The sequence below is a fragment of the Paracoccus aurantiacus genome, assembly GCF_007993065.1.
GTDB classification, from domain to species: domain Bacteria; phylum Pseudomonadota; class Alphaproteobacteria; order Rhodobacterales; family Rhodobacteraceae; genus Paracoccus; species Paracoccus aurantiacus.
This window is the reverse complement of record NZ_VOPL01000001.1, coordinates 581,881-604,366: the sequence shown is the minus strand read 5'-3', so window position 1 is coordinate 604,366 and position 22,486 is coordinate 581,881. Positions and strand designations below refer to the sequence as shown.

Below are 22,486 nucleotides of genomic sequence, written 5' to 3'. Positions count from 1 at the left end.
GGACGGGAAACGAATTGTGGAATCCGGAAGCAGAATGGCGTGACAGAGTTACAAATTATCAACAAAACTAAGCCGATGCTTCTCCGATCTGGAAAAGAGTTGCCGCGATACAGAGCATAGCTTCGGTAGATTCAGGCGTTTTCTCGGCATGGCATGGGAGCTATGCAAATCTTGTAAGCTCACCACCCGAATGCATAGATCGGCTGCAACAGGCCAATCTCTGGCCGAAGTTGGAGTGTGACGATGAAAAATCTGGGCTTTTTGTCCTTCGGGCACTGGTCGCCTGATCGCGGATCGCAGGTGCGCAGCGCCGCTGATGTGCTGACGCAGTCTATCGAACTGGCTGTGGAAGCGGAAAAGATCGGGCTCGACGGGGCCTATTTCCGGGTTCACCACTATGCGCGTCAACTCGCGTCGCCTTTCCCGCTGCTTGCGGCGGCCGGTGCGCGCACCTCCAAGATAGAACTGGGGACGGGCGTTATCGACATGCGCTACGAGAACCCGTTTTACATGGTCGAGGATGCCGGCGCCGCCGATCTGATCGCGGGCGGCCGCCTGCAACTTGGCATCAGCCGTGGCTCACCCGAGCAGGTGATCGACGGCTGGCGGTATTTCGGCTATCAGCCGCAGGAGGGCGAGGACCACGCCACAATGGCGCGCCGCCACGCTGAGACCTTTTTGAGGCTCTTGGATGGCGACGGCTTTGCCGAGCCGAACCCGCGTCCGATGTTTCCGAACCCGCCCGGCCTGCTGCGTCTGGAACCGCATTCCGAAGGCTTGCGCGACCGGATCTGGTGGGGGGCTGCGTCCAACGCGACGGCGGTATGGGCGGCCGAAATGGGCATGAACCTGCAAAGCTCCACCCTGAAGACCGACGAGACCGGAGAACCTTTCCATATCCAGCAGGCAAACCAGATCCGCGCCTATCGCGAGGCATGGAAGTCCGCCGGACATGATCGCGAGCCGCGGGTATCGGTCAGCCGCTCTATCTTCGCGCTGATGACAGCAGAGGACCGGATGTATTTCGGCCGTGGCGGCAAGGAAGAAGATCAGGTCGGCGTCATCGACCAGACCCGGTCGATCTTCGGGCGCGGTTATGCCGACGAACCTGACAAGCTGATCGAGCAGCTTCGTCAGGACGAGGCCATTGCCGAGGCAGATACGCTGCTGCTGGCGGTTCCGAACATGCTGGGCGTCGCCTATAACGTCCACGTGCTGGACAGCATCCTGCGCCATGTCGCGCCGTCGCTTGGCTGGCGGTGAGCGCGATATAACGCCCCGCGATGCTGGCCGGATGAAAACCGAAGGCCCGACCGAAACGGCCGGGCCTTTGCTGTTCCTGCCTGTGCGGTCGGGCGTCGCCCTTTCCTGCGTTATCGTTCGGGCGCAGGGGTGAATTCGTCGCGGTCGCCGTCTGGCAGGTCGAACATGCCCTTGCCCCAATTGGCATCGCGCCATGCCTCGCGCGCCTCGTCGATGCGTTCTTTGCTTGACGAAACGAAGTTCCACCAGACATAGCGCGGCCCGTTCAGCGTCGCGCCGCCAAGTGCCATCAGGCGCGCGCCGTTTTCGCCCGCAAGCACCGTGATCCGGTCGCCGGGGCGAAAGACCATCATGCGCCCGGCCCCGAATTCTTGTCCGGCGACGGCGACCGAGCCTTCGGTGATGTAAAGACCGCGATCTTCGTGATCGTCGGGCAAGGGAAAACGTGCGCCCGGCGCAAGGACGACATCGAGATAGAACGTCTCGGAATAAAGCGTGGCAGGCGCCGCCTCTCCATAGGCGTTACCTAGAATGAGCCTTGCCGAAACGCCCTCTGCCTCGATCAGCGGCAGACTTTCCTTTCCGTGATGTTCGAAGGTCGGGTCCATCTCCTCGTGGTACTCGGGCAGGGCGATCCATGTCTGGATGCCGTAAAGGCTGTGCGGCCCGTTGCGACCCTGCGCCGAGGTGCGTTCGGAATGCGTCACCCCCTTGCCCGCGACCATCCAGTTCAGCGCTCCGGGCAGAATGACCTGATCGCTGCCGATACTGTCGCGATGGTGAAAATCGCCCCGGTAAAGATAGGTCACCGTGCCCAGCCCGATATGCGGATGCGGGCGCACGTCGATCCCCTGTCCGGTCAGGAATTCGGCGGGACCAGCCTGATCGAAGAAGATGAACGGCCCGACCATCTGCCGCTTCGGGGCGGGCAGGGCGCGCTTGACCTCGAAGCCGCCGAGATCGCGGGCACGCGGGATGATCAGCGTCTCGATCGCGTCGACACCTGTTTCGTCGGGGCAACCGGGTGTCAGGGCGGGGTTCCAGCTCATACTGCCTCTGGCGCTTTTACTGACGCTAGGGCCATGACGAACGGCTGGCAAGAACCGGGCCAGCCTAGCCGCGCCGGCCCTCAAGCGCGGCTTTCAACAGCAGCGTTACAATCGCGATCAGCGTCAGCGTCGATGCGGCAGCGAATGCGCCGGTGACATTGAGGTCGTTGAACATCAGTTCGACATGCAGCGGAAGCGTATTTGTTTGCCCGCGTATGCTGCCCGACACGACCGAGACCCCGCCGAATTCGCCAACCGCGCGCGCCGTGCAAAGCACCGCGCCATACAGAAGTGCCCAACGGATATTTGGCAGGGTCACACGCCGGAAAATCTGCCAGCCCGATGCGCCAAGCGTGACGGCCGCCTGTTCTTGCTCGCTGCCCTGCGCCTGCATCAGCGGCAGCACCTCGCGCGCGACGAAAGGCGATGTCACGAAGAGCGTCACCAGCACGATACCGGGCAGCGCGAACAGGATCTGGATATCATGACCCTCCAGCCATGGGCCCAGCAGCCCCTGCCGACCGTAAAGCAGCAGATAGCAGATGCCCGCGATGATCGGCGAAATCGAGAACGGAATCTCGACGGCGGTGACAAGCAGGCTGCGGCCGGGAAAGCGGAACCGCGCGATTGACCATGCCGCGGCAATGCCAAAGGCAATGTTGATCGGCACAGCGATCACCGCGACAAGCGCCGTCAGCCAGATCGCGTGCAGTGTGAGCGGATCAAGAATGTTTTTCGCGTAAACAGCGGCACCTTCAGCGAAGGCCCGCGTGAAGATATAGATCAACGGGGCGACGACGATGACGAGCGTCAGCACAAGCGCAAGGCCGATCAGGACACGCGGAACAAGCCGAGAGCCGGGGCGCGGAAGGGAAGCCGGGTTCTGCATTTACTCTGCCCCCCGGTAACGCATGGCCCAGGCCTGCAGCCGGTTCGATATGACCAGCAGCACGAGCGCGAAGAACAGCAGCACCAGCGCAATCGCCGAGGCGCCCTGATAGTCGTATTCCTCCAGCCGGATAAACGCCAGAAGGGCTGCAATCTCTGTCTTGAAGGGCAGGTTGCCGGCAATGAAAACGATGGCCCCGAATTCGCCCAGACTGCGGGCAAGGGCGATTGTGCAGCCGGCCAGATATGCGGGCAGGATCTGCGGAAAGACGACGCGCGTGAAGATCTTGCCCTCGCTTGCGCCGAGCGTCCGCGCTGCCTGTTCAAGACTGGGGTCAAGATCCTCCAGCACAGGCTGGACGGTCCGCACGACGAAAGGGATCGAGGTGAAGGTCATCGCAATGGCGACCCCCCAGATCGTATAGACAATGCTGATGCCTGCCGGTTCCAGCACCTGACCGAACCAGCCATTTCCGGAAAACAGCGCCGTCAGCGACAGGCCAGCAACCGCTGTGGGCAGCGCGAAAGGCACATCCATCAGCGCGTCAAGCAGTCTGCGCCCCGGAAACTCATAGCGCGTCAGCACCCAGGCCATCAGAAGCCCGTAGGCTGCGTTGATCAGCGTCGCAATCAGCGCCGCGATCAGCGTCAGCTGAAAGGCCGCAATCGCGCGCGGCGCGCTGATGATGGACCAGAACCGTGCCGGGCCGATCTCGGCCCCCTTCAGGATAAGCGCCGCGACCGGGATCAGAACGATCACGGTCAGATACAGCAGCGTCGTGCCGAGGCTCAGGGTGAATCCCGGCAGGACGCGTTTGGCGCGAATGGGGGCCGCAGTTTCGGTCATCGGTTGACGAAGACCTCGTCGAGAATGCCGCCTTCGGCGAAGTGCTCGGCATTGATCGCATCCCAGCCGCCGAAGACCTCATCGACGGTCACCAGCTTCACGTCGGGGAATTCCGCGGCATGCTTTTCGGCAACTGCCGGATCGTTCACGCGGTAGAAGTTCTGGGCGATGACCTCTTGCGCCTCAGGGCTGTAAAGCCAGTTCAGATAGGCGTTGGAAACCTCCTCCGTGCCGTTCTTGTCCGCATTTTCGGTCACGACCGCAGCAGGGAACGCCGAAAACAGCGACAGCGACGGCGTGACCCGCTCAAATCCCTTGTCGGCGTATTGCTGGGCGATGGCGCCGGTTTCGGCTTCGAACGTAATCAGCACATCGCCGATTTCGCGTTCAGCAAAGGTCTGGGTCGAGGCGCGTCCGCCGGTGTCGAAGACCGGCACATTGGCGAATATCGCCCGAACGAGGTCCTGTGCCTTGGCCGCGTCACCGCCATTCTGTTCCAGCCCATAAGCATAGGCCGCCAGATAGGTATAGCGTCCGTTGCCCGAGGTTTTCGGGTTCGGGAAGACCGGGGCCACATCGTCGCGCGCAAGGTCGGACCAGTCGTGGATATTCTTCGGGTTGCCCTTGCGCACCAGGAAGCTGGGCAGCGAGTAATAGGGCGAGGCATTGTTGGGCAGTTTGGTGCGCCAGTCCTCGGGCAGCATCCCGCCCTTCGCCAGCATGTCAACGTCGATTTCCTGATTGAAGGTCACGACGTCGGCCGGCAGCCCTTCCAGAATGGCGCGCGCCTGCTTTGACGAGCCGCCGTGGCTTTGGTCGATGGTCAGGTCGCGGCCTGTCTGTTCCTTCCAGTCGGCGATGAACAGCGGGTTCAGCGCCTCGTAAACCTCGCGGCCGATGTCATAGCTGACATTCAGGATCTTGTCCTGCGCGAGTGCCGGGACGGCGGCGCCGATGCCGATGGCAAGGGCGGCGGCCCGGATAAGACCGTGTTTCATGGGATGCTCCTCAGGCTGAAAGTCGGATCGGCGTGGCGGCCGCACCGGCCGCATCGTCGGAAAACAATGCGCCGACGGACGGGCGCAGGCGATAGGTCTGCGAGATCTCGACCGGCGGCGCGCTGCGGCGGGGCAGATCGACAGGGATTTCCTGTCCCTCCGGTCCAAGCAGCGTCAGCCTCAGGTCGGCCCCGGTGCTGATCTTGCGCGAAAGCTGCCACGGGCTTGCCGGATCAGGGATCAGCGCGATGCTGTCAGGGCGCAGAAACAGCCGGCCCGGCCCATCGGGCGCGGAGGTCACGGGCAAGGCGCTGGCATCAAGGCCGCGCGCCGTGGCGCGTCCGTCACTGATGTTGACCGGCAGTTCCACGACAGCGCCCATGAAGCGGGCCACAAAGGGGCAGGCGGGCGCATCATAAAGGTCGTCAGCCGTGCCGATCTGCAGGATCTCGCCATCCCCCATCACAACAACCCGATCGGCGAGTTCGAACGCCTCTTCCTGATCGTGGGTCACGAATATGGTGGTCGAGCCGGTCTTTTCATGGACCTCGCGCAGCCAACGCCGCAGGTCGCGACGGATCGCCGCGTCAAGCGCGCCGAAGGGTTCGTCCAGAAGCAAGACCGATGGGCGGATCGCGAGGGCGCGGCCAAGCGCGACGCGCTGGCGCTGACCGCCCGAAAGCTGGGCCGGATGACGGTCGGCCAGATGCTCGATCTGCAGCAGATTCAGCAATTCATCCACGGTTTGCGCGATTTCCGCGTTGCCCGGACGCGCGGCACGTGGGCGGACACTCAGCCCGAAGGCGATATTGTCGCGCACCGTCATATGCGGAAACAGCGCATAGTGCTGGAAGACAAATCCGATGCGCCGCTGCTGCGCCGAAAGCGCAAGCCAGTCCTCGCCCGCGACGACAAGCTGACCCGCATCGGGCCATTCCAGCCCGGCGATGATGCGCAGAAGGGTTGTCTTGCCCGAACCGGACGGGCCGAGCAGGGCGAGCAACTCTCCGTCGCGCACGGTCAGGTCGATCCCGCGCAGAACCGGGGTGTCGTCGAAGCTTTTCGTCAGGCCCTTGATGGTAATGGTCATGGCGTCCTCTTGTCCGGACTGCACCTATTTTCCGCAACGCTGCGAGGCAAGGCAGGACAGGCCCGAAACCCATGGGTTTTCGCCCGCCGGTTCGGGAGATTGTTCACGACGACGCAGATGGACGGAGGAGCATTCGGCGCGGATACGTAAGGGCGGGAAATATTCCCGATAGAAAGGGTGTTTCGCAATGATTTACTTATCTGCTACGGAAACTCGGCAGTTTTGGGGAACATGTATCTGGTGTTCGAAAATCCGGGCTCCCCTCGGATGATCGCTTGGCGCCTGCGTGATCGGGCATCGCGGCACGTCCGCCACCAGCAATCGCTGTCGCGCGGAATTGCCTGACCGGGCATTGTGCGTCACCGGGTGACGTGCACACTGCGTCATGTCTGGCCCTGCCAGGGGCCGACGTCAGGTATCGGGATGGGCGATCATGTACACTCTTCTGCTTCACATCCTCACGGTTGCGGTCTGCGGCTTTCATATCCTGCTGCGTCGCCATCGCGTGCCGGTTTCGCGGCTGGCATGGCTGGTGGTCGTGCTGGTGCTGCCGTTTGTCGGCGCTGTGGCCTATCTGCTGTTCGGCAGCACCAGCATCGGGCGGCGGCGCATTGCGCGGCTGAACAGGATCTATGCCCATCTGCCGCTGCCTCAGACAATTGCGGGATGGGACGCGCCCGAATACGCGCCACACGTGCCGCCCCTCTACCGGCCGCTTTTTGCGGTGGGGCAGTCGATCAGCCTTTATCCGCCCGTCGGCGGGAACTCGGCGCGTCTCATGGCCGACTCCGATAGCGGGATTGACGAGATCGTCGCGGATATCGACGCGGCGCGCGAGCATGTTCACGTGCTGTTTTATATCTGGCTGACCGATCACAACGGCACCCGCGTGATTAACGCGATGAAGCGTGCGGCCGGGCGTGGCGTGGTGTGCCGTGCGCTTGTCGATGCGATCGGCTCTCGGGACTTGCTGAACAGTACGGCATGGCGCGACATGGCAGAGGCGGGCGTCATGACCGCGGCCGCGCTGAAACCGCATTGGAGCGCGTTTGACGGGCGCATCGACCTGCGCAATCACCGCAAGATCGTGGTGATCGACAATGCGGTGACCTATTGCGGCAGCCAGAACTGCGCTGATCCGGCCTTTCTGCCCAAGGCGAAATACGCGCCCTGGGTCGATATCCTGATGCGGCTGGAAGGCCCCATCGTCCGCGAGAACCAGCATCTTTTCGCCACCGACTGGATGGAAAGCGCCGACGAGGATCTGTCAGATCTTCTGCGCGCACCGCTTCCGCCGGGACGCGCCGGTTTTGCGGCGCAGGTGATCGGCACAGGGCCGACCGCGCGCTATTCCGCAATGCCAGAGGCCTTTGAAAGCGTAATCTATGCCGCGCGCCGCAGCCTTTTCGTCACCACGCCTTATTATGTCCCTGACAGTTCGATTCAGGCGGCGCTGTGTGCGGCGGCCAATCGTGGGGTCGACACCACGATCATCTTCCCGGCCCGCAACGACGACTTTGCGGTCGGCGCGGCCAGCCGCAGCTATTACGAGGATCTGCTGGAAGCTGGCGTGAAGATCTGGGAATACCGTCCGGGCCTTCTGCACACCAAGTCGATGACCATTGACGGGCGCGTGTCGCTGATCGGCTCGGCCAATATGGATCGCCGCAGCTTCGACCTCAATTACGAGAACAATATCCTGCTTTACGACAAAGATATGACCGCGAGGATCCGCGCGCGTCAGGAAAGCTATCTTGCCGACAGCCTGCAGGTCACGCTGTCAGACGTCATCGCCTGGCCCGTCCATCGCCGGATCTGGCAAAATGCGCTTGCGATCCTTGGCCCCGTGCTGTGACCTTCTGCGCCGCCCGACAGGCCGGCACGCTCAGGGCTTCGGCATATCCACGACCGCCTCGCTGGTCTGCATCTGGAATGTCAGCGTTTCCTGAAGGTAAAGCTGCACCGTCTCGGCATCGTGGCTGAGATAGCCGATAGAAATGTCCTGACCGAGATAAAGGTCGAAATCTCCGCCGCGCGTCGTGACGACCGCCCCGCCGCTCAGCGCCTGACTCCAGATCACGTCGCAATCGACCAGCTTGGCAAGATGCCGCGCGACCGGATAGCCATCTTCGGCACCGCCTGTGGCCTGCGTAAAGTCGGCCGTCCCAAGAACAAGCGCGTAAGGACCGTTCACGCCGGCCAGACGCAACTGGCTGACCGCCTGCGCGACCGCCTCGGGGTATTCGGCAACGTCGGCTGGAAGCGTCACGGATTTGTTCGAACTGTTGGGCAGGATGCCCTCGATCCCTGCATCCGGATAGCCGTAAAAGACCAGCCGATCCTCGGCCAGGGCGATCTGACGGGCTGCATCCTTCAGCGGCTGCCAGTCCGAATCGTTCGATCCGCGCGCGACATCGTCGATCGCAGCACGGGTCAGGGTGAAGGGCACGCGCAGCTCGACCAGCGGGCTGACCTTGCGCTGTGCCGCATCGACCCCATCGGCGATCGGTTCGATCTTGCTGATATGCCCGGTCCCCACCGCGCTGAGATCGAAGCCGTCCGGTCCGTGCATATCGACGACACGGCGCGCGCCCAGATACCGGCGGAGCGTGCGCTTGGCCTCGTCCTCGATCTGGTCCCATGCGCCTGCGCTGATGGGGGCGAGTTCACGATAGAGGTTATTCATCCTGATTCTCCTGTTTCAGGGAGCCGATATGCAGTGAACCGGAGGCTCCGCCTGCGTCGGTCTGCGGATCGCCGCCGCCTTCGGTCTTGCCTGCGTCGGCGGGCGTCGCCGCATCGGCAAGCGATTCCAGCAGCGTCGCCGACGGCACGAAAAACAGGCTGCCGGTGACAGGCGTGCTGACATCAAGGATGCGGTCGTAATTGCCGGGCGGATCGCCGATGAACATATTGTCGAGCATGCGTTCGATCCGTGCCGGATCGCGCGCATAGCCGATGAAATAAGTGCCGAATTCCGACCGGGCCGGGCTTCCGAATGGCATGTTGTCGCGCAGGATCTGCAATTGCTGGCCTTCGGCATCGTCGATGCTGGTCAGCACATTATGGGCGTAGGGGGCCTTCTGGTCGTCTGGATATTCGATATCGGACAGCTTGTGTCGCCCGATGATACGCTCCTGCTGCTCGACGGGGATGGCATTCCACTTGGCCATGTCGTGCATGTATTTCTGGGTGATGACGTAGCTTCCGCCGATGAAGGCCGGGTCCTCGGCCCCGATCAGCACGGAATTGCCAAGCGCCTGACCCTCGGGGTTCTCTGTCCCGTCGACAAAGCCCAGCAGGTCGCGGTTGTCAAAGAACTTGAAGCCTTGCGTCTCATCCTCCAGCACCACGCTGTCGCCAAGCGCGCGCATCGCCTCGGTCGCGAATTCGAAGCAGAAATCCGGACGCTCGGCGCGAATATGCAGCAGAAGGTCGCCGGGCGTTGACGGGGCGTCATAAACGCCGCTGATCGCGCGCATCGGGTGAAGCCCCGCCGGACGTTCGGGCTGGTCAAGCCGGTCCCAAAGCGCGGAACCGATCCCCGCGATGCATGTCAGCCGCGCATCGGGGTTGCGGAACCCGACAGCACGGATGAGCGAGGCGAGGTTGCCGCAGAACTCGCGGAACTGCGCCAGCGATCTGTCGTCAGGCTTCACGTTTACCACGATGAAAATTGCCGCACGGGTCAGCGGCTTTTCCACAGGCTGGCTTTCCGGGGGCAGGGCATTTCCGGGAAGATTGACTGGCGGCATGGGAATCCTCGGCTGGGTCGCGGGATGATCGGCGCGGGCTTGCCGCGCCGGATATTGGTTTTCGGCGAACCGGCGGTTCGGGGCGCGGGTGTCGCGCCCCGAACATCACCAATCAGGACCGGGACGGCCCGGCATCGCCGCTTTGTGCCGCGTCGCTATTCGCCGCAGTGGCGTCGCCTCCCGCGCCGTTCTGCGCCGCAGCCTCTGCCGGTGCCGCTGTCGATGCAGGCTTGCCATTCGGCTTCGCCGCTGCATCAACCTTGAAGCTGGCGCCATCCGCCTCGGACCAGCCAACGCTTACGCCGTCGCCTTCCTTGACCTTACCGGCCAGCATTTCCTTGGCCAAAGGCGCCTCGATCTCGCGTCGAATCAGGCGGCGTAATTCGCGCGCGCCGAATTCCGGCTGGAAACCTTCCTCGCCCAGGTGGTCGATCATGCTGTCGTCGAAGTTCAGCGTGATGTCCTGACCAAGCGCCAGCCGCTTCACCCCGTCGAGCTGCAACTTGACGATATTGCCGATCTCATTCTTCGCGAGGCTGTCGAAGATGATGATCTCGTCGATGCGGTTCAGGAATTCGGGGCGGAAATGGCCGCGCAGAACCTCCATCACTTCCTCGCGGACCTTGGGCGTGACCTTGCCTTCGTCCTGCTTGGCGTTGTCCATGATGAATTTCGACCCGAGGTTGCTGGTCGCGATGATGATCGTGTTCTTGAAGTCGATCACCCGGCCTTTGCCATCGGTCAGCCGCCCGTCATCCAGCACCTGCAGCAGCACGTTATAGACATCCGGGTGTGCCTTCTCGATCTCGTCCAGCAAAATGACGCTGTAGGGGCGGCGGCGGACACGTTCGGTCAACTGCCCGCCCTCGTCATAGCCGACATAGCCGGGCGGCGCGCCGATCAGTCGGGCGACGGCGTGGCGCTCCATATATTCGGACATGTCGATACGGATCACCGCGTCCTCATCACCGAAAATCGCCTCGGCCAAGGCCTTGGCAAGTTCGGTCTTGCCGACGCCGGTCGGGCCAAGGAACAGGAAGGACGCAATCGGACGGTTCCCCTGCTTCAGCCCTGACCGGGACAGCCGCACCGCATCCGACACCGCGTCGATGGCTTGGCTTTGTCCGATGACGCGCTGATGCAGCAGGTCTTCCATCTTCAGCAGCTTGTCCTTTTCTTCCTGCGTCAGATCGTTGACCGGGATGCCTGTCAGCTTCGAAACGATGTCTGCGATATCGCCCACCTTCACCTCGGCGCTGGAAGATCCGACCTTGGAACGCCATGCATCGGTCTTTTCCTCCAGTTCCTTCTCGCGTTCGGCAATCTGGGATTCGTATTCTTTCGCCTTGTCGAAATTCTTCCGAGAGGTCGAATAGGCCTGTTCGCGCTTGAGGCCCCAAATCTCGGCCTCCATCTCCTGAATATCGGCGGGGCGTGAAGTGGTGGACAGATGCACCCGCGCCGCTGCCTGGTCGATCAGGTCGATCGCCTTGTCGGGCAGGAAGCGCCCAGTGATATAGCGGTCAGAGAGTTCCGCCGCCGAGACAAGCGCCTCGTCCAGAATGATGACCTTGTGATGCGCTTCCATACTGTCGCGCAGGCCGCGCAGGATGTTGATGGTCTGGTCCACCGAAGGCTCGGGCACCATGACCGGCTGGAAGCGGCGTTCCAGGGCCGCGTCCTTTTCGATGTATTTCTGGTATTCCGAAAGAGTCGTCGCGCCGATGAGGTTCAACTCGCCCCGCGCCATTGCAGGCTTGAAAGTGTTGGCAACATCCAGCCCGCCCTCGCCGCCGCCTTGTCCTGCGCCGACGATGGTGTGAACCTCGTCGATGAACAGGACCAGATCCTCGGCCTTGGTGATCTCTTCCATCAGATCCTTGACGCGTTCCTCGAACTCGCCGCGATATTTCGACCCGGCCACCATCGAGTTGATGTTCAGCTCGATCAGGCGCTTGTCGCGCAGGACTTCGGGCACCTCGCCATTGACGATGCGTTGGGCAAGCCCTTCGATGATCGCGGTCTTGCCGACGCCCGGCTCGCCGATCAGGACAGGATTGTTCTTCTTGCGTCGCGCAAGAACCTCGACCGCGGTTTCGATTTCCTGCGCGCGACCGATCACCGGGTCCAGCTTGCCGTCACGCGCCATCTGCGTCAGGTCACGGCTGAACTTGTCGAGGTTCGGCGTGTTCGACGGCGGATCGACACGGCCATCCTCGGCCCCTTTGCCGACCACCTTGACCGTCTGCTGCCGCAGCGCCTGCGGGGTCAGGCCGTATTTCTTCAGAAGCGTGCCGGCATAGCTGTCTGGCACCTCGGACAGACCGATCAGCAGATGTTCCGGCCCGACATAGCTGTGGCCCATTTCCTTTGCGGCGGTAAAGGCGCGGTTCAGTGCGCTTTTCACGCGTGGCGAAACCCCGATATCGCCGTCGCTGTCGATCTTGCCCGCCGGTTCATCCGACGAGCGCCGGTCGATTTCGGCGCGAAGATCGGCCGGATCGACCTTGAATTGCTTCAGGATCGCCTGCACCGCGTCGCTGTCGGGCAGGACATACAGAAGCTGCTCGGTATCTATCTCGCGCCGGCCCGCCTGGGTCGTCCGCTCTGCCGCCTTTTGCAGCATGGCCTTCGCCTGTTCGCTGAAACTGTCGACATAGGCGCGCTCGCTCAACGAGGAATCCGGCGCAGAGGACCGCCTCCGCGGCGCAGCGCCGTCGCCCATCATTTCGCGCGCGCGGCCCATCAAGTCATCCATCCCGCCGCCGAACATGCCGCCGCCAAAGCCGTCATCGCCAAACAGCGATTCCATGGGCGAGGAATAGCGTTGCTGACGCGTCAGCCTGTTATAATCGTAATCGCAAATGTCGATTTCTTCGCGCTGACCTTCCTGCATGACGGCCACGCGCATGGTCGCCGGGCGGATGCCGCAGATTTCGCAAAGTTCCTGAGCCATGATATCCTCCAGTCAAGAAATTTCTGTGAAGGCGTCCCAAAAGGTCGGGCGCGACGGGGATCTGATCGGTGTATAGTGACGCTGCGTCATGCTAGATCGCCTCGTTCAGGTGTCAATCGCGACGATATGTCGCCGGTCAACCATTCGATTGCCGGTGTGAACGGCTTGGCAGCGACCGCCTTCCTGTGGTCTCATAACGCAGCGAACAGAAGGACCGTTTCATCATGGCCGGCAAAAAAGCGCGGATTAAGCCTTACGACCATCCGGCGGGTGGCTGGGGCGCAGCGGCGGCCACAGCCAAGGTGCTGATGCAGCAAAGCGTGCTGACGAAGGGATCGCGCGCGCTGTTGTCGATGAACCAGCCGGGCGGTTTCAAATGCCCAAGCTGCGCCTATCCGGATGCAGACTGCAAGAAGACGCTGGAGTTCTGCGAGAACGGCGCCAAGGCCTTGGCGTTCGAGGCAACGAAGTTCCGTGCCGACCGCGACTTCTTCGCGAAGCATACGGTCACCGAACTGAATCAGCAGTCGGATCACTGGCTGGAAATGCAGGGCCGCCTGACCGAGCCTATGCGCTATGACCCAGCGACGGATCATTATGTCCCGATCAGTTGGGATGACGCCTTCGCCCTGATCGCGCGCCATCTGAACGGCCTAGCCAGCCCGAACGAGGCGGAATTCTACACCTCTGGCCGGACGCCCAACGAGGCCGCATTCCTTTACGCGATCTTCGTGCGCGAGTTTGGCACCAACAATTTCCCCGACTGTTCCAATATGTGCCACGCGCCGACCAGTATCGGCCTGCCGCCCGCCATCGGCGTGGGCAAGGGCACCTGCGTGATGGAGGATTGGGAACATACGCAGGCGATCTTCATTCTGGGTCAGAACCCCGGCACCAACTCGCCCCGGATGATGACCGATCTGGTCGAGGCGAAGAAGCGCGGCGTGCCCATCGTCTCGGTCAACCCGATGCCCGAACGCGCGCTGATGGAGTTTGCCGAGCCGCAGGACATGATCCAGATGGCGACTTTCGGGCATACAGACATCTCGACCGATTTCATGCAGGTGCGCATTGGCGGCGATCTGGCGCTGCTGAAGGGCATGATGCGCGACCTGTTCGAACGCGACGCGGCGGGCGAGCCGGTGCTGGATCACGCCTTCATCGACGAACACACGGCGGGGATCGAGGCGCTTCGCGCGGACATCATGTCGCATGACTGGCCGGAAATCTGCGCCGCCGCCGGGTTGACCGAGGCCGAAATTCGCCGCTGCGCCGAAATCTATGCGGCGTCGGACGCGACGATGATTTGTTACGGCATGGGCATTACCCAGCATGAGCGGGGGGCGGAGCTGTGCCAGCAGATTTCGAACCTGCTGCTGCTGCGCGGGAATTACGGCAAGCCCGGTGCCGGTATTGTGCCGATCCGCGGGCATTCCAACGTGCAGGGCGACCGCACGGTCGGCATCAACGAAAAGCCCACCGCTGAATATCTGGACCGGGTGCGCGATGTTTTCGGCTTTGAACCGCCGCGCGAACCGGGTCATCTGACTGTCGAAACCGTCGCCGCGATGGAAGCCGGGACGGCCAAGGTATTCATAGGCCTCGGCGGTAATTTCGTTCGCGCCGTGCCCGATACCGACCGCGCCTATGCCGCGATGCGGGGCCTTGATCTGACAGTCGCCATTGTCACCAAGCTGAACCGGGGCGTTGTGGTTCACGGGCGCGAGGCACTGATCCTGCCCGTCATCGCCCGGTCCGAGGTGATCGAAACCGAAAAGGGCGCGCAATTCGTCACGATTGAGGATGCGATGGCCAATGTCACCGCCTCAAAAGGCGTATTGTCGCCAGCCAGCAAGGATCTGATGGCCGAGGTCGGCATCGTCTGCCGCATGGCAATGGCAACGCTGCCGGAAAGCGTTGTGCCCTGGGCCGACTACATGCAGGATTACGGGGTGATCCGCGACCGCATTGCCGATGTCTTTCCTGCGATCTACGAGGGTTTTTCGGACCGCATCAAGGCGCCGCGCGGCTTCAATCTGGACGTGGCCCCGCGCCGCCGGGTCTGGCTGACGCCGAATGGCAAGGCGAACTTCCTGACGCTTCCGGGGCTGGATGGTGACACGCCGGTTGATGACCCGGCAATGCTGCGGCTGGCGACGATCAGGTCGCATGACCAGTTCAACACCACGATCTACAGCGAGAATGACCGCTATCGCGGCGTCTATGGCAACCGGATGGTGCTGCTGATGAATGCCGAGGATATGGCCGAACGGGGGGTAGAACGTGGCCAGATGATCGGGCTGGAAACGATCAGCGATGACGGCGTGACGCGGCGCGTGGACGGGCTGATGGCTGCGGCCTATTCGCTGCCGCGCGGGGCCGTGGCGGGATATTACCCGGAACTGAACCCGCTTCTGCCGCTGGACTATTTCGATCCGGTCAGCGGCACGCCCGCCGCCAAGTCGATCCCGGTCAGGGTCGTATCAGGCTGACGGCGCCTTGTCCTTTGCCGAGGGGGCGCTCGCGTCAGGAGCGTTGCGCGGCAGCTTTATCATGGTCTGTTGGGCCATGGTCCCGTTCGCGACGATGATCTCTCGGCCGTCATCGGCGCGCAAGGTCGTAAAGCCAAGCGAGACGCCCTCGACCAGCCCGGTATCGCAGAAGCTCTCGGTCGGGGTCGCGATCTGCAATCGGTCGCCCTGCCGAAACGGCCGGTAAAGCACAAGGCTGATCCCGGCAACCAGATTGCCAAGTGTCTGCTGGGCCGCGAAGCCGATAATGACAGATGCCAGCCCGACGCCTGCCAGCATCGCATTCGCCAGCCTGTCAAGCGCCGGGATCAGGTGGGCGTAAACCGTCAGCAGCAGCAGCCAGACGACCAGCCCGATCAGCCGGCTGATGAATTTCAGCGAGATCGCATCAATCAGGTCGCGCTCGTCATGATGCAGTGCCGCGATGGTCAGCCGTCGGATCGCCCAGGACAGAAACAGTCCCAACGCAAACAGGATACCCGCAATCGCCAATGCGCCCGGCAGGGTCGCCGGGTCCAGAATCTGTATCAATTTCCTGAACTGAGTCATCTCGGCCTCTTCGGTGTTCAGCGAAGCATCTCGTCTATGACGGGGGCGGGGTCGGCATCCGGGGGCAGGTAGCGCAACCCTGCGGGCAGCGCGTCCGCGTCGTCAGCAGCAGTCTGCGGGTGATAAAGCACGCGCATTCCCGCCGCCAAACCGGCCTGCGACCCGACAAGGCTGTCCTCGACCACCAGGCAGTTTTCTGGCTTCACGCCAAGGCGCTGCGCAGCCAGCAGATAGCCTTCGGGGCTTGGCTTGCCGTTCTGGACATCGGCGCGGCTGACGCGGACCGGGATCACCTGATTGAGCGCGGTGGCCTGCATGCAAAGTTCGACCTCGTCTGCGGTCGAGTTCGATACCACCGCCATCGGCAAGCCCTCTCGTGCCTTTGCAACGGCGATATCGGCGACACTGTCGCGACGGCGGATATTGTCCGCATGGCGCGTGAAATGGCCCCACTTAAGGTCCATCCAGTCCTGATAGGTGAAATCCGGGCCGGCCTTTTCGGCAACGGCCTGATGCACCTCGGCAGATGAACGGCCAAGCAGGCGGTCGTGGAAATCGGGCGGAAAGCTCAGGCCGAGCGCTGCCACGGATTCATCGAAGGCGGCGGCATGCACAGGCTCGCTGTCGATCAGCGTGCCGTCCATGTCCCAAAGGATCGCGCGTGTCATCTGCCCTCGTCGTGGTTCGGTTGCGGTTCTTCGCGCTTAAACCGCATCCGTCGGCAAAGGTGAAGCCGCCTTTGCGGTGGCGCGGGAACTGGACGAAGCCGCGTCACCCGCGTAAAGAGCCTGCCAAACAGCCAGAAACTACGGGATTTCGACATGGGCTTTCGCATGGGGATCGTCGGGCTGCCGAATGTCGGCAAGTCCACCCTGTTCAACGCGCTGACGCGCACCGCCGCTGCACAGGCGGCCAATTTCCCTTTCTGCACCATCGAACCCAATGTGGGCGAGGTGGCGGTGCCGGATCAGCGGCTTGATACGCTGGCCGGGATTGCAAGCTCGAAGCAGATCATACCGACCCGCATCACCTTCGTGGATATTGCTGGTCTGGTGAAAGGTGCGTCCAAGGGCGAAGGGCTGGGCAACCAGTTTCTTGCGAATATCCGCGAAGTCGATGCCATTGCCCATGTCCTGCGCTGCTTCGAAGATGGCGACGTGACCCATGTCGAAGGCCGCGTCGATCCCATCGCCGATGCCGAGACGATCGAGACCGAGCTGATGATCGCCGACCTTGAAAGCCTGGAAAAGCGGCTGGCGAACCTGAGCCGCAAGATCAATGCGGGCGACAAGCAGGCCAAGGAAGATGCGCGCCTGATGAATGCCGCAAAGGCCGCGCTGGAGGCAGGCAAACCCGCCCGCACCGTCGATGTGGCCGAGGATGACCGCAAGGCATGGAACATGCTGCAGCTTCTGACGGCGAAGCCCGTGCTTTATGTCTGCAATGTCGCCGAAGACGAGGCCGCGGCCGGGAATGCGCTGTCCGACAAGGTGGCTGCGATGGCAGCCGAACAGGGCGCGGGGCAAGTGGTCATCTCGGCCAAGATCGAGGAAGAGATCAGCCAGCTCGACGCCGAGGAAGCAGACATGTTTCTGTCGGAGATGGGGCTGGAGGAGCCGGGCCTCGACCGCCTGATCCGCGCCGGTTATCAGCTTCTGGGCCTGCAGACCTATTTCACCGTCGGCCCGAAAGAGGCGCGCGCATGGACCATTCGCAAAGGCACGCTTGCGCCGCAGGCGGCGGGCGTCATTCACGGCGATTTCGAACGCGGCTTCATTCGCGCCGAAACCGTCGCGTATGACGATTACGTCGCTGGCAAGGGTGAGGCCGGCGCACGCGAGGCCGGCAAGCTGCGCGTCGAGGGCAAAACATATGAGGTCAAGGACGGCGACGTCCTTCACTTCCTGTTCAACGCCTGATCGCAGCCGGTCAGCCGGTCAGCCGGTCAGCCGATCAGCCGGGCGCGATTTCAGCGATCGAGACCGATTTCAGAAGTGCATGAACCGGCATGCCGGGTTCCAGATCAAGCGCCCGGCGTGATCGTTCGGTAATCCGCGACAGGATCGCCGCGTCGTCGCCGAGACGCAGGCGCACCAGAACGCTGCCGTCCGGTGCAGGGTCGATCCGCTCGATCTTGCCCGCAAGGATGTTCAGCGCGGAAATGCCTTCCGGTGCGGCAGTCGCGAGCATCACATCGCGGGCCAGAATGCGCAGGCGCAGTTTCGCGCCGACGGGAAGATCGGGGCGGGCAACCCAGACCGATCCCGCAGGCGTCGAGAGACGGGTCAGTCCGTCGGGGTCCTGTGCCGCGATCTCCCCCGCCAGAAGCGCGCCGGTTTCCTGCCCGAGCGCGGTTGCGGTAGCGGGATCGGACAGCACGTCCCCGGCCGCCCCCGCCGCGATGACCCGCCCGCCGTCGAGCATCACGACATGGCCGGCGAGCCGTGCGATCTCTGACGCCGAGTGGCTGACGTAAAGGATCGGCAGGCCCAGATCGCGCAGCCTTTCAAGATAGGGAAGAATCTCTGCCTTGCGCGCCTCGTCCAGGGCGGCAAGCGGTTCGTCCAGCAGCAGCAGATGCGGGGCCGACAGGATCGCCCTCCCAAGCGCCACACGCTGCCGCTCGCCGCCAGAAAGCGCACCGGGGCGACGGTCCAGCAAGCTGCCGATGCCCAGCATATCGACGATTTCGCTGTAACGCGCACGCGACGGGCGCGCGGCGCGTGGTGCAAAACGCGCGCCGTATTCAAGATTGCCGCTGACGCTCAGATGCGGAAACAGGCGGGCATCTTGAAACACGTACCCGATGCGACGCTGATGCGGCGGCAGGAAAATGCCGCGCGCGGTATCGGTCAGGACGGCGCCGCCAGCGTCAATGCGCGCCTGATCCGGCCTCAGCAGGCCAGCGACCGCATTGACAAGCGTTGTCTTGCCCGCGCCCGAACGCCCGAACAGCGCGGTCACGCCCGGCCCTGCGCTGAAAGCGGCATCCAGCGTGAAGCCCGGCAAGCGGTGATGGATGGTCGCGGACAAGCTCATGCCCCGGCCACCTTGCGCGCCACGGCGCGGCCCAGCCATTCAGATGCGAGCAGGGCGCCAAGCGCCACGATCAGCGACACCGCGACCAGCCGCGCTGCCTGCGCCTCGCCCCCCGGAACCTGCAATTCGGAATAGATCGCGGTTGGCAGGGTCTGGGTCTGTCCGGGGATGTTTGACACGAAGGTGATCGTCGCGCCAAATTCTCCCATCGCCTTGGCGAAGGCGATGACGCAGCCTGCGATGATGCCGGGCAGGATGAGGGGCAGGGTGACGGTGGCAAAGGCCGATGCCCGCCCCGCGCCAAGCGTCGATGCCGCCTGTTCCAGCCTTGGATCGACCGCCTCGATCGACAGGCGGATCGTGCGTACCATCAGCGGAAAGGCCATGATCGCTGCGGCAAGCGCCGCGCCAGTCCAGCGGAACGCAAAGACGATGCCGAACCATTCGGCCAGTGGCGCGCCGAACACCCCGCGTCGCCCGAAGCCCAGAAGCAGCAGATAGCCGGTGACGACCGGCGGCAGGATCAGCGGCAGATGGACAAGCGCGTTCAGAAGCCCGCGCCCGGGAAAGCGCCAGCGGGCAAGCGCATGGGCTACGAGGATGCCAAGCGGCAGGCTTGCCGCGACCGCCACCGATGACACCTTCAGCGAGAGCGCAACGGCCTGCCATTCATCTGACGACAACCAGCCCATCACCCTAGTTCAGCACCCTGAAACCCTGGGCCGCGAAAATCTTTGCGGCATCCGCGCCGGTCAAGGCGTCGAAGAAGTCTCGGTCGGCCTGATCCGCGGCATTATTCAGCATCGCTGCGGGGTAGATTGCGGGGGGATAGCTGTCATCCGGGAAGGTCGCGATGACGTGGACACGGTCCTCGGCCTTCGCGTCGGTCGCGTAGACGATGCCGAACGGGGCTTCTCCCAAAGCGACCAGCGACAGCGCGGCGCGCACATTGTCGGCTTGCGCAACCGAAGCCGCGACACTGTCCCACAGACCGAGGCTTTCAAGCGCCGCCTTGCCATATTGCCCCGCCGGCACCGAATCCACCATCGCCATTGCCAGCTTGCCTGTCCCCAGCATACCGGCCAGATCGAACTGCGGCGTAAGCTGTGGCGTGGCCTCTGTCCGAGGCGGATCGTCATGGGCGATCAGCACCAGCGTATTGCCCAGCAGGTCGCGGCGCGTCCCCTCGGCCAGCAGTCCGGCCTTTTCGACTTCGTCCATCCAGCCCGGATTTGCCGAGATGAAGATATCCGCTGGCGCGCCCTGGATGATCTGACGTGCAAGCGCGTTCGATCCGGCATAGCTGATGACGATCTCATCGCCGGTCGCCTGCTCATAGCTTGCGGCAATCTGATCCAGCGCGGTCTTCAGCGAAGCGGCGGCAAAGACACTGACCTCATCGGCGGTGGCGGGAAGCGCAAGGGCGACCGCGGCGATCATGGAAAATCCGAGGGAGCGCATCCGGCGTCCTTTCGTTATGTTTCGCCGAACATATTGACTAGTCGCGCCGGACAGGCAAGCGATAACGCTGATCTGTGGCAAGCGAATGAGGCGCGAGATGAGTGATTACAGCCCCGATTGGTGTCGCGCCGAGGCGCTTCGTCTGCTGGATTTCCATGCCGCCGCCGTGAACCCGAAGGGCGGCTTCTACAAGCTCGCCGCCGATGGCAGCGAACTGGCCGATAACCCTCGCGGCAGCGGCAATACGCGTGAACTTCACGAGACGACGCGGATGATCCACGCCTATGCGCGGGGCGCCGGGCTTCAGCACCCCCGCGCGCGAGAGATTGTCGATCATGGCGTCGGCTTCCTGCTGAGCGGTCATGCCGATCCCCTTAACGGCGGTTTCTGGTGGAGCGCGGATGACGCAGGCCCGCTGGACCGCAAGAAGCAGGCCTATGGTCACGCTTTCGTGCTGCTTGCTGCGGCCTGGGCGGCAAAACTCGGGAACACGGATGCGGATAAGCTTCGTGATCTGGTCATGGGCGATCTGCGCAACCGCTTCTGGGAAGCTGAACCGGGCGCAGTGTCGGACACGTTCGATGAGGATTGGACCAACCCGCCAGCCTATCGCGGAGGCAATGCCAATATGCACCTGACCGAGGCGTTGCTGGCTGCCTATGACACCTGGCGCGACCCGGAATATCTGGACATGGCGCGCCAGATCGCGGGCTTCATGATCGACCGCCATGCCCGCGCCGAAGGGTGGGTGGTGCCTGAACACTTTACACCCGACTGGCAGATCGACCGCGATTTCGCCGGCGATCCGATGTTCCGCCCGCCCGGCACGACCCCCGGCCATGCCATCGAATGGGCGCGCCTGATCCTTGAGATGCGCGAACTCGGCGGGCGCGACCGCCAGGACGACTGGACGGTGGAAGCGGCAAAGCATCTGTATTCCCGCGCGATGAAAGACGCCTGGCTGCCCGAAGGAGGGCTGGCCTACACGATGGGATGGGACGGCCAGATCGACAACCGCCGCCGCCTGTGGTGGCCGGTGGCCGAGGCTGTCGCTACTGCCCATGCGCTGCACAGGGCGACAGGTGATGAAATCTGGCTGAAGGATCTGGACCGGCTATGGACGCATCTGGACCGTCACCATATCGACCATGAGAATGGCGGCTGGTTCGCCGAGATCGACGAAGATGGCCGCCCGGTCGAAACTCTGTTCCCCGGAAAGCCTGACATCTATCATGCGCTGACCGCCTCGCTGGCGGGGCTTCCAACATGACGCGCGCCCTCGTTCCACATGAACCGAAGGCATTAAACTTCTGATCGCACGAGGATATTGTACCTGTCGAGTTTCCGCGCCACGCGATGCAGTTAGCTTAATTTATGACCCGCTCCGATTGACAAAACCCGCCCGAAGCGAGAGGCTGGAATGACCAAACTTCGGGTAGGCAACAGGAGGGGATTATGAATATCGACCTCTCGCGGCGCAGTTTTCTTAAACTGGCGGGCGCGGGTGTCGCGGCGACGACGCTGGGGTCCATGGGCTTCGGTGAGGCTGAAGCGCAGGAACTCGCGCTGATCCGGCCCTTCAAGCTCGCGACCCTGACCGAGATCCGCAACACCTGTCCCTATTGTTCTGTTGCCTGTGGCATCATCATGTATTCCAAGGGCGATGTCCGCAAGGAACAGGCAGAGCTGATCCATGTCGAAGGCGATGTGGATCACCCGACGAATCGCGGCACGCTTTGCCCGAAGGGTGCGGCGCTGAAAGACTTCGTGCGGTCCGAAACCCGCCTGAGCCAGCCGATGATCCGCCGCCCCGGCGCCGACAAGATGGAGCCGATCAGCTGGGACGACGCGCTTGACCGGATCGCGCGGGCGATGAAGGACGATCGCGACGAGAACCTCGTGCAGTTCAACGAGGCGGGTGTGCCCGTCAATCGCTGGACGACAGCCGGTTTTCTTGCCGCATCCGCCACCACCAATGAAACCGCCTGGGCGACCTTCAAGGCCGTCAAGGGCATGGGCATAGCAGGATTCGACAACCAGGCACGTGTCTGACACGGACC

At 63.0% G+C, this 22,486-nt stretch carries 19 protein-coding genes; 6 read left to right on the top strand and 13 right to left on the bottom strand.

Annotated elements, in window-relative coordinates; translation table 11 throughout:
• Positions 1-243: 243 nt before the first annotated feature.
• Positions 244-1,263 (top strand): LLM class flavin-dependent oxidoreductase, encoded by a 1,020-nt coding sequence (locus tag FQV27_RS02900; protein ID WP_147096303.1) that lies wholly within the window; start codon positions 244-246, stop codon positions 1,261-1,263.
• A gap of 110 nt (positions 1,264-1,373) precedes the next feature.
• On the opposite strand, the gene FQV27_RS02895 is transcribed toward FQV27_RS02900, so the two are convergent.
• From FQV27_RS02895 to FQV27_RS02875, 5 genes are all read right to left on the bottom strand, one after another.
• Entirely contained in the window at positions 1,374-2,312 is a 939-nt protein-coding gene (locus FQV27_RS02895; RefSeq protein WP_147096302.1) for a pirin family protein, read from the bottom strand.
• A gap of 64 nt (positions 2,313-2,376) precedes the next feature.
• Positions 2,377-3,201: a sulfate ABC transporter permease subunit CysW gene (cysW, locus tag FQV27_RS02890; protein WP_147096301.1), complete on the bottom strand. Its 825-nt coding sequence runs from the start codon at positions 3,199-3,201 to the stop codon at positions 2,377-2,379.
• A complete protein-coding gene (gene cysT / locus FQV27_RS02885) occupies positions 3,202-4,047 on the bottom strand; it encodes a sulfate ABC transporter permease subunit CysT (protein WP_147096300.1) in 846 nt (281 codons plus the stop codon).
• A complete protein-coding gene (locus tag FQV27_RS02880) occupies positions 4,044-5,045 on the bottom strand; it encodes a sulfate ABC transporter substrate-binding protein (RefSeq protein ID WP_147096299.1) in 1,002 nt (333 codons plus the stop codon). Before FQV27_RS02880 ends, cysT begins: the two co-directional genes overlap by 4 nt.
• A gap of 10 nt (positions 5,046-5,055) precedes the next feature.
• The gene (locus tag FQV27_RS02875) at positions 5,056-6,135 is read right to left on the bottom strand and encodes a sulfate/molybdate ABC transporter ATP-binding protein (RefSeq protein WP_147096298.1); all 1,080 of its coding nucleotides are present in this window, start codon (positions 6,133-6,135) and stop codon (positions 5,056-5,058) included.
• A 433-nt stretch (positions 6,136-6,568) separates the two neighbouring features.
• Here FQV27_RS02875 and cls point away from each other — a divergent pair, with 433 nt between their 5' ends.
• Complete coding sequence (cls, locus tag FQV27_RS02870) at positions 6,569-7,990, top strand: cardiolipin synthase (RefSeq protein ID WP_147096297.1); 1,422 nt, start codon at positions 6,569-6,571, stop codon at positions 7,988-7,990.
• Positions 7,991-8,020: 30 nt separating this feature from the next.
• On the opposite strand, the gene FQV27_RS02865 is transcribed toward cls, so the two are convergent.
• The 3 genes from FQV27_RS02865 to FQV27_RS02855 all read right to left on the bottom strand — a co-directional run bounded on the left by FQV27_RS02865 (position 8,021) and on the right by FQV27_RS02855 (position 12,846).
• The gene (locus FQV27_RS02865) at positions 8,021-8,821 is read right to left on the bottom strand and encodes a family 1 encapsulin nanocompartment shell protein (protein WP_147096296.1); all 801 of its coding nucleotides are present in this window, start codon (positions 8,819-8,821) and stop codon (positions 8,021-8,023) included.
• A complete protein-coding gene (locus FQV27_RS02860) occupies positions 8,814-9,890 on the bottom strand; it encodes a Dyp-type peroxidase (RefSeq protein ID WP_147096295.1) in 1,077 nt (358 codons plus the stop codon). Before FQV27_RS02860 ends, FQV27_RS02865 begins: the two co-directional genes overlap by 8 nt.
• A gap of 112 nt (positions 9,891-10,002) precedes the next feature.
• Positions 10,003-12,846: an ATP-dependent Clp protease ATP-binding subunit gene (locus FQV27_RS02855; RefSeq protein WP_147096294.1), complete on the bottom strand. Its 2,844-nt coding sequence runs from the start codon at positions 12,844-12,846 to the stop codon at positions 10,003-10,005.
• 224 nt (positions 12,847-13,070) lie between these two features.
• Here FQV27_RS02855 and FQV27_RS02850 point away from each other — a divergent pair, with 224 nt between their 5' ends.
• Positions 13,071-15,338, top strand: a complete 2,268-nt coding sequence (locus FQV27_RS02850; protein ID WP_147096293.1) for an FdhF/YdeP family oxidoreductase — start codon at positions 13,071-13,073, stop codon at positions 15,336-15,338.
• Here FQV27_RS02850 and FQV27_RS02845 read toward each other — a convergent pair.
• A complete protein-coding gene (locus FQV27_RS02845) occupies positions 15,330-15,926 on the bottom strand; it encodes a mechanosensitive ion channel family protein (protein ID WP_147096292.1) in 597 nt (198 codons plus the stop codon). The genes FQV27_RS02850 and FQV27_RS02845 overlap by 9 nt on opposite strands.
• Before the next feature lie 17 nt (positions 15,927-15,943).
• Positions 15,944-16,594, bottom strand: coding sequence for an HAD family hydrolase (locus tag FQV27_RS02840; RefSeq protein WP_147096291.1), 651 nt, complete (start codon positions 16,592-16,594; stop codon positions 15,944-15,946).
• A 153-nt stretch (positions 16,595-16,747) separates the two neighbouring features.
• Here FQV27_RS02840 and ychF point away from each other — a divergent pair, with 153 nt between their 5' ends.
• Positions 16,748-17,845 (top strand): redox-regulated ATPase YchF, encoded by a 1,098-nt coding sequence (gene ychF, locus FQV27_RS02835; RefSeq protein WP_147096290.1) that lies wholly within the window; start codon positions 16,748-16,750, stop codon positions 17,843-17,845.
• Between the two features lie 34 nt (positions 17,846-17,879).
• Here the strand turns inward: ychF and modC are convergent, their stop codons facing one another.
• Genes modC through modA form a run of 3 tightly spaced genes read right to left on the bottom strand, consistent with a single transcriptional unit; the run spans position 17,880 to position 20,405 of the window.
• Positions 17,880-18,965, bottom strand: a complete 1,086-nt coding sequence (gene modC / locus FQV27_RS02830) for a molybdenum ABC transporter ATP-binding protein (protein ID WP_147096289.1) — start codon at positions 18,963-18,965, stop codon at positions 17,880-17,882.
• Positions 18,962-19,657 (bottom strand): molybdate ABC transporter permease subunit, encoded by a 696-nt coding sequence (gene modB / locus FQV27_RS02825; RefSeq protein WP_147096288.1) that lies wholly within the window; start codon positions 19,655-19,657, stop codon positions 18,962-18,964. Before modB ends, modC begins: the two co-directional genes overlap by 4 nt.
• Before the next feature lie 4 nt (positions 19,658-19,661).
• Complete coding sequence (gene modA, locus FQV27_RS02820; RefSeq protein WP_246132978.1) at positions 19,662-20,405, bottom strand: molybdate ABC transporter substrate-binding protein; 744 nt, start codon at positions 20,403-20,405, stop codon at positions 19,662-19,664.
• A 118-nt stretch (positions 20,406-20,523) separates the two neighbouring features.
• Between modA and FQV27_RS02815 the strand changes: the two genes are divergently transcribed.
• Entirely contained in the window at positions 20,524-21,696 is a 1,173-nt protein-coding gene (locus FQV27_RS02815; RefSeq protein ID WP_186827192.1) for an AGE family epimerase/isomerase, read from the top strand.
• A gap of 185 nt (positions 21,697-21,881) precedes the next feature.
• Positions 21,882-22,478, top strand: coding sequence for a twin-arginine translocation signal domain-containing protein (locus tag FQV27_RS19370; protein ID WP_222611666.1), 597 nt, complete (start codon positions 21,882-21,884; stop codon positions 22,476-22,478).
• Positions 22,479-22,486: the final 8 nt, after the last annotated feature.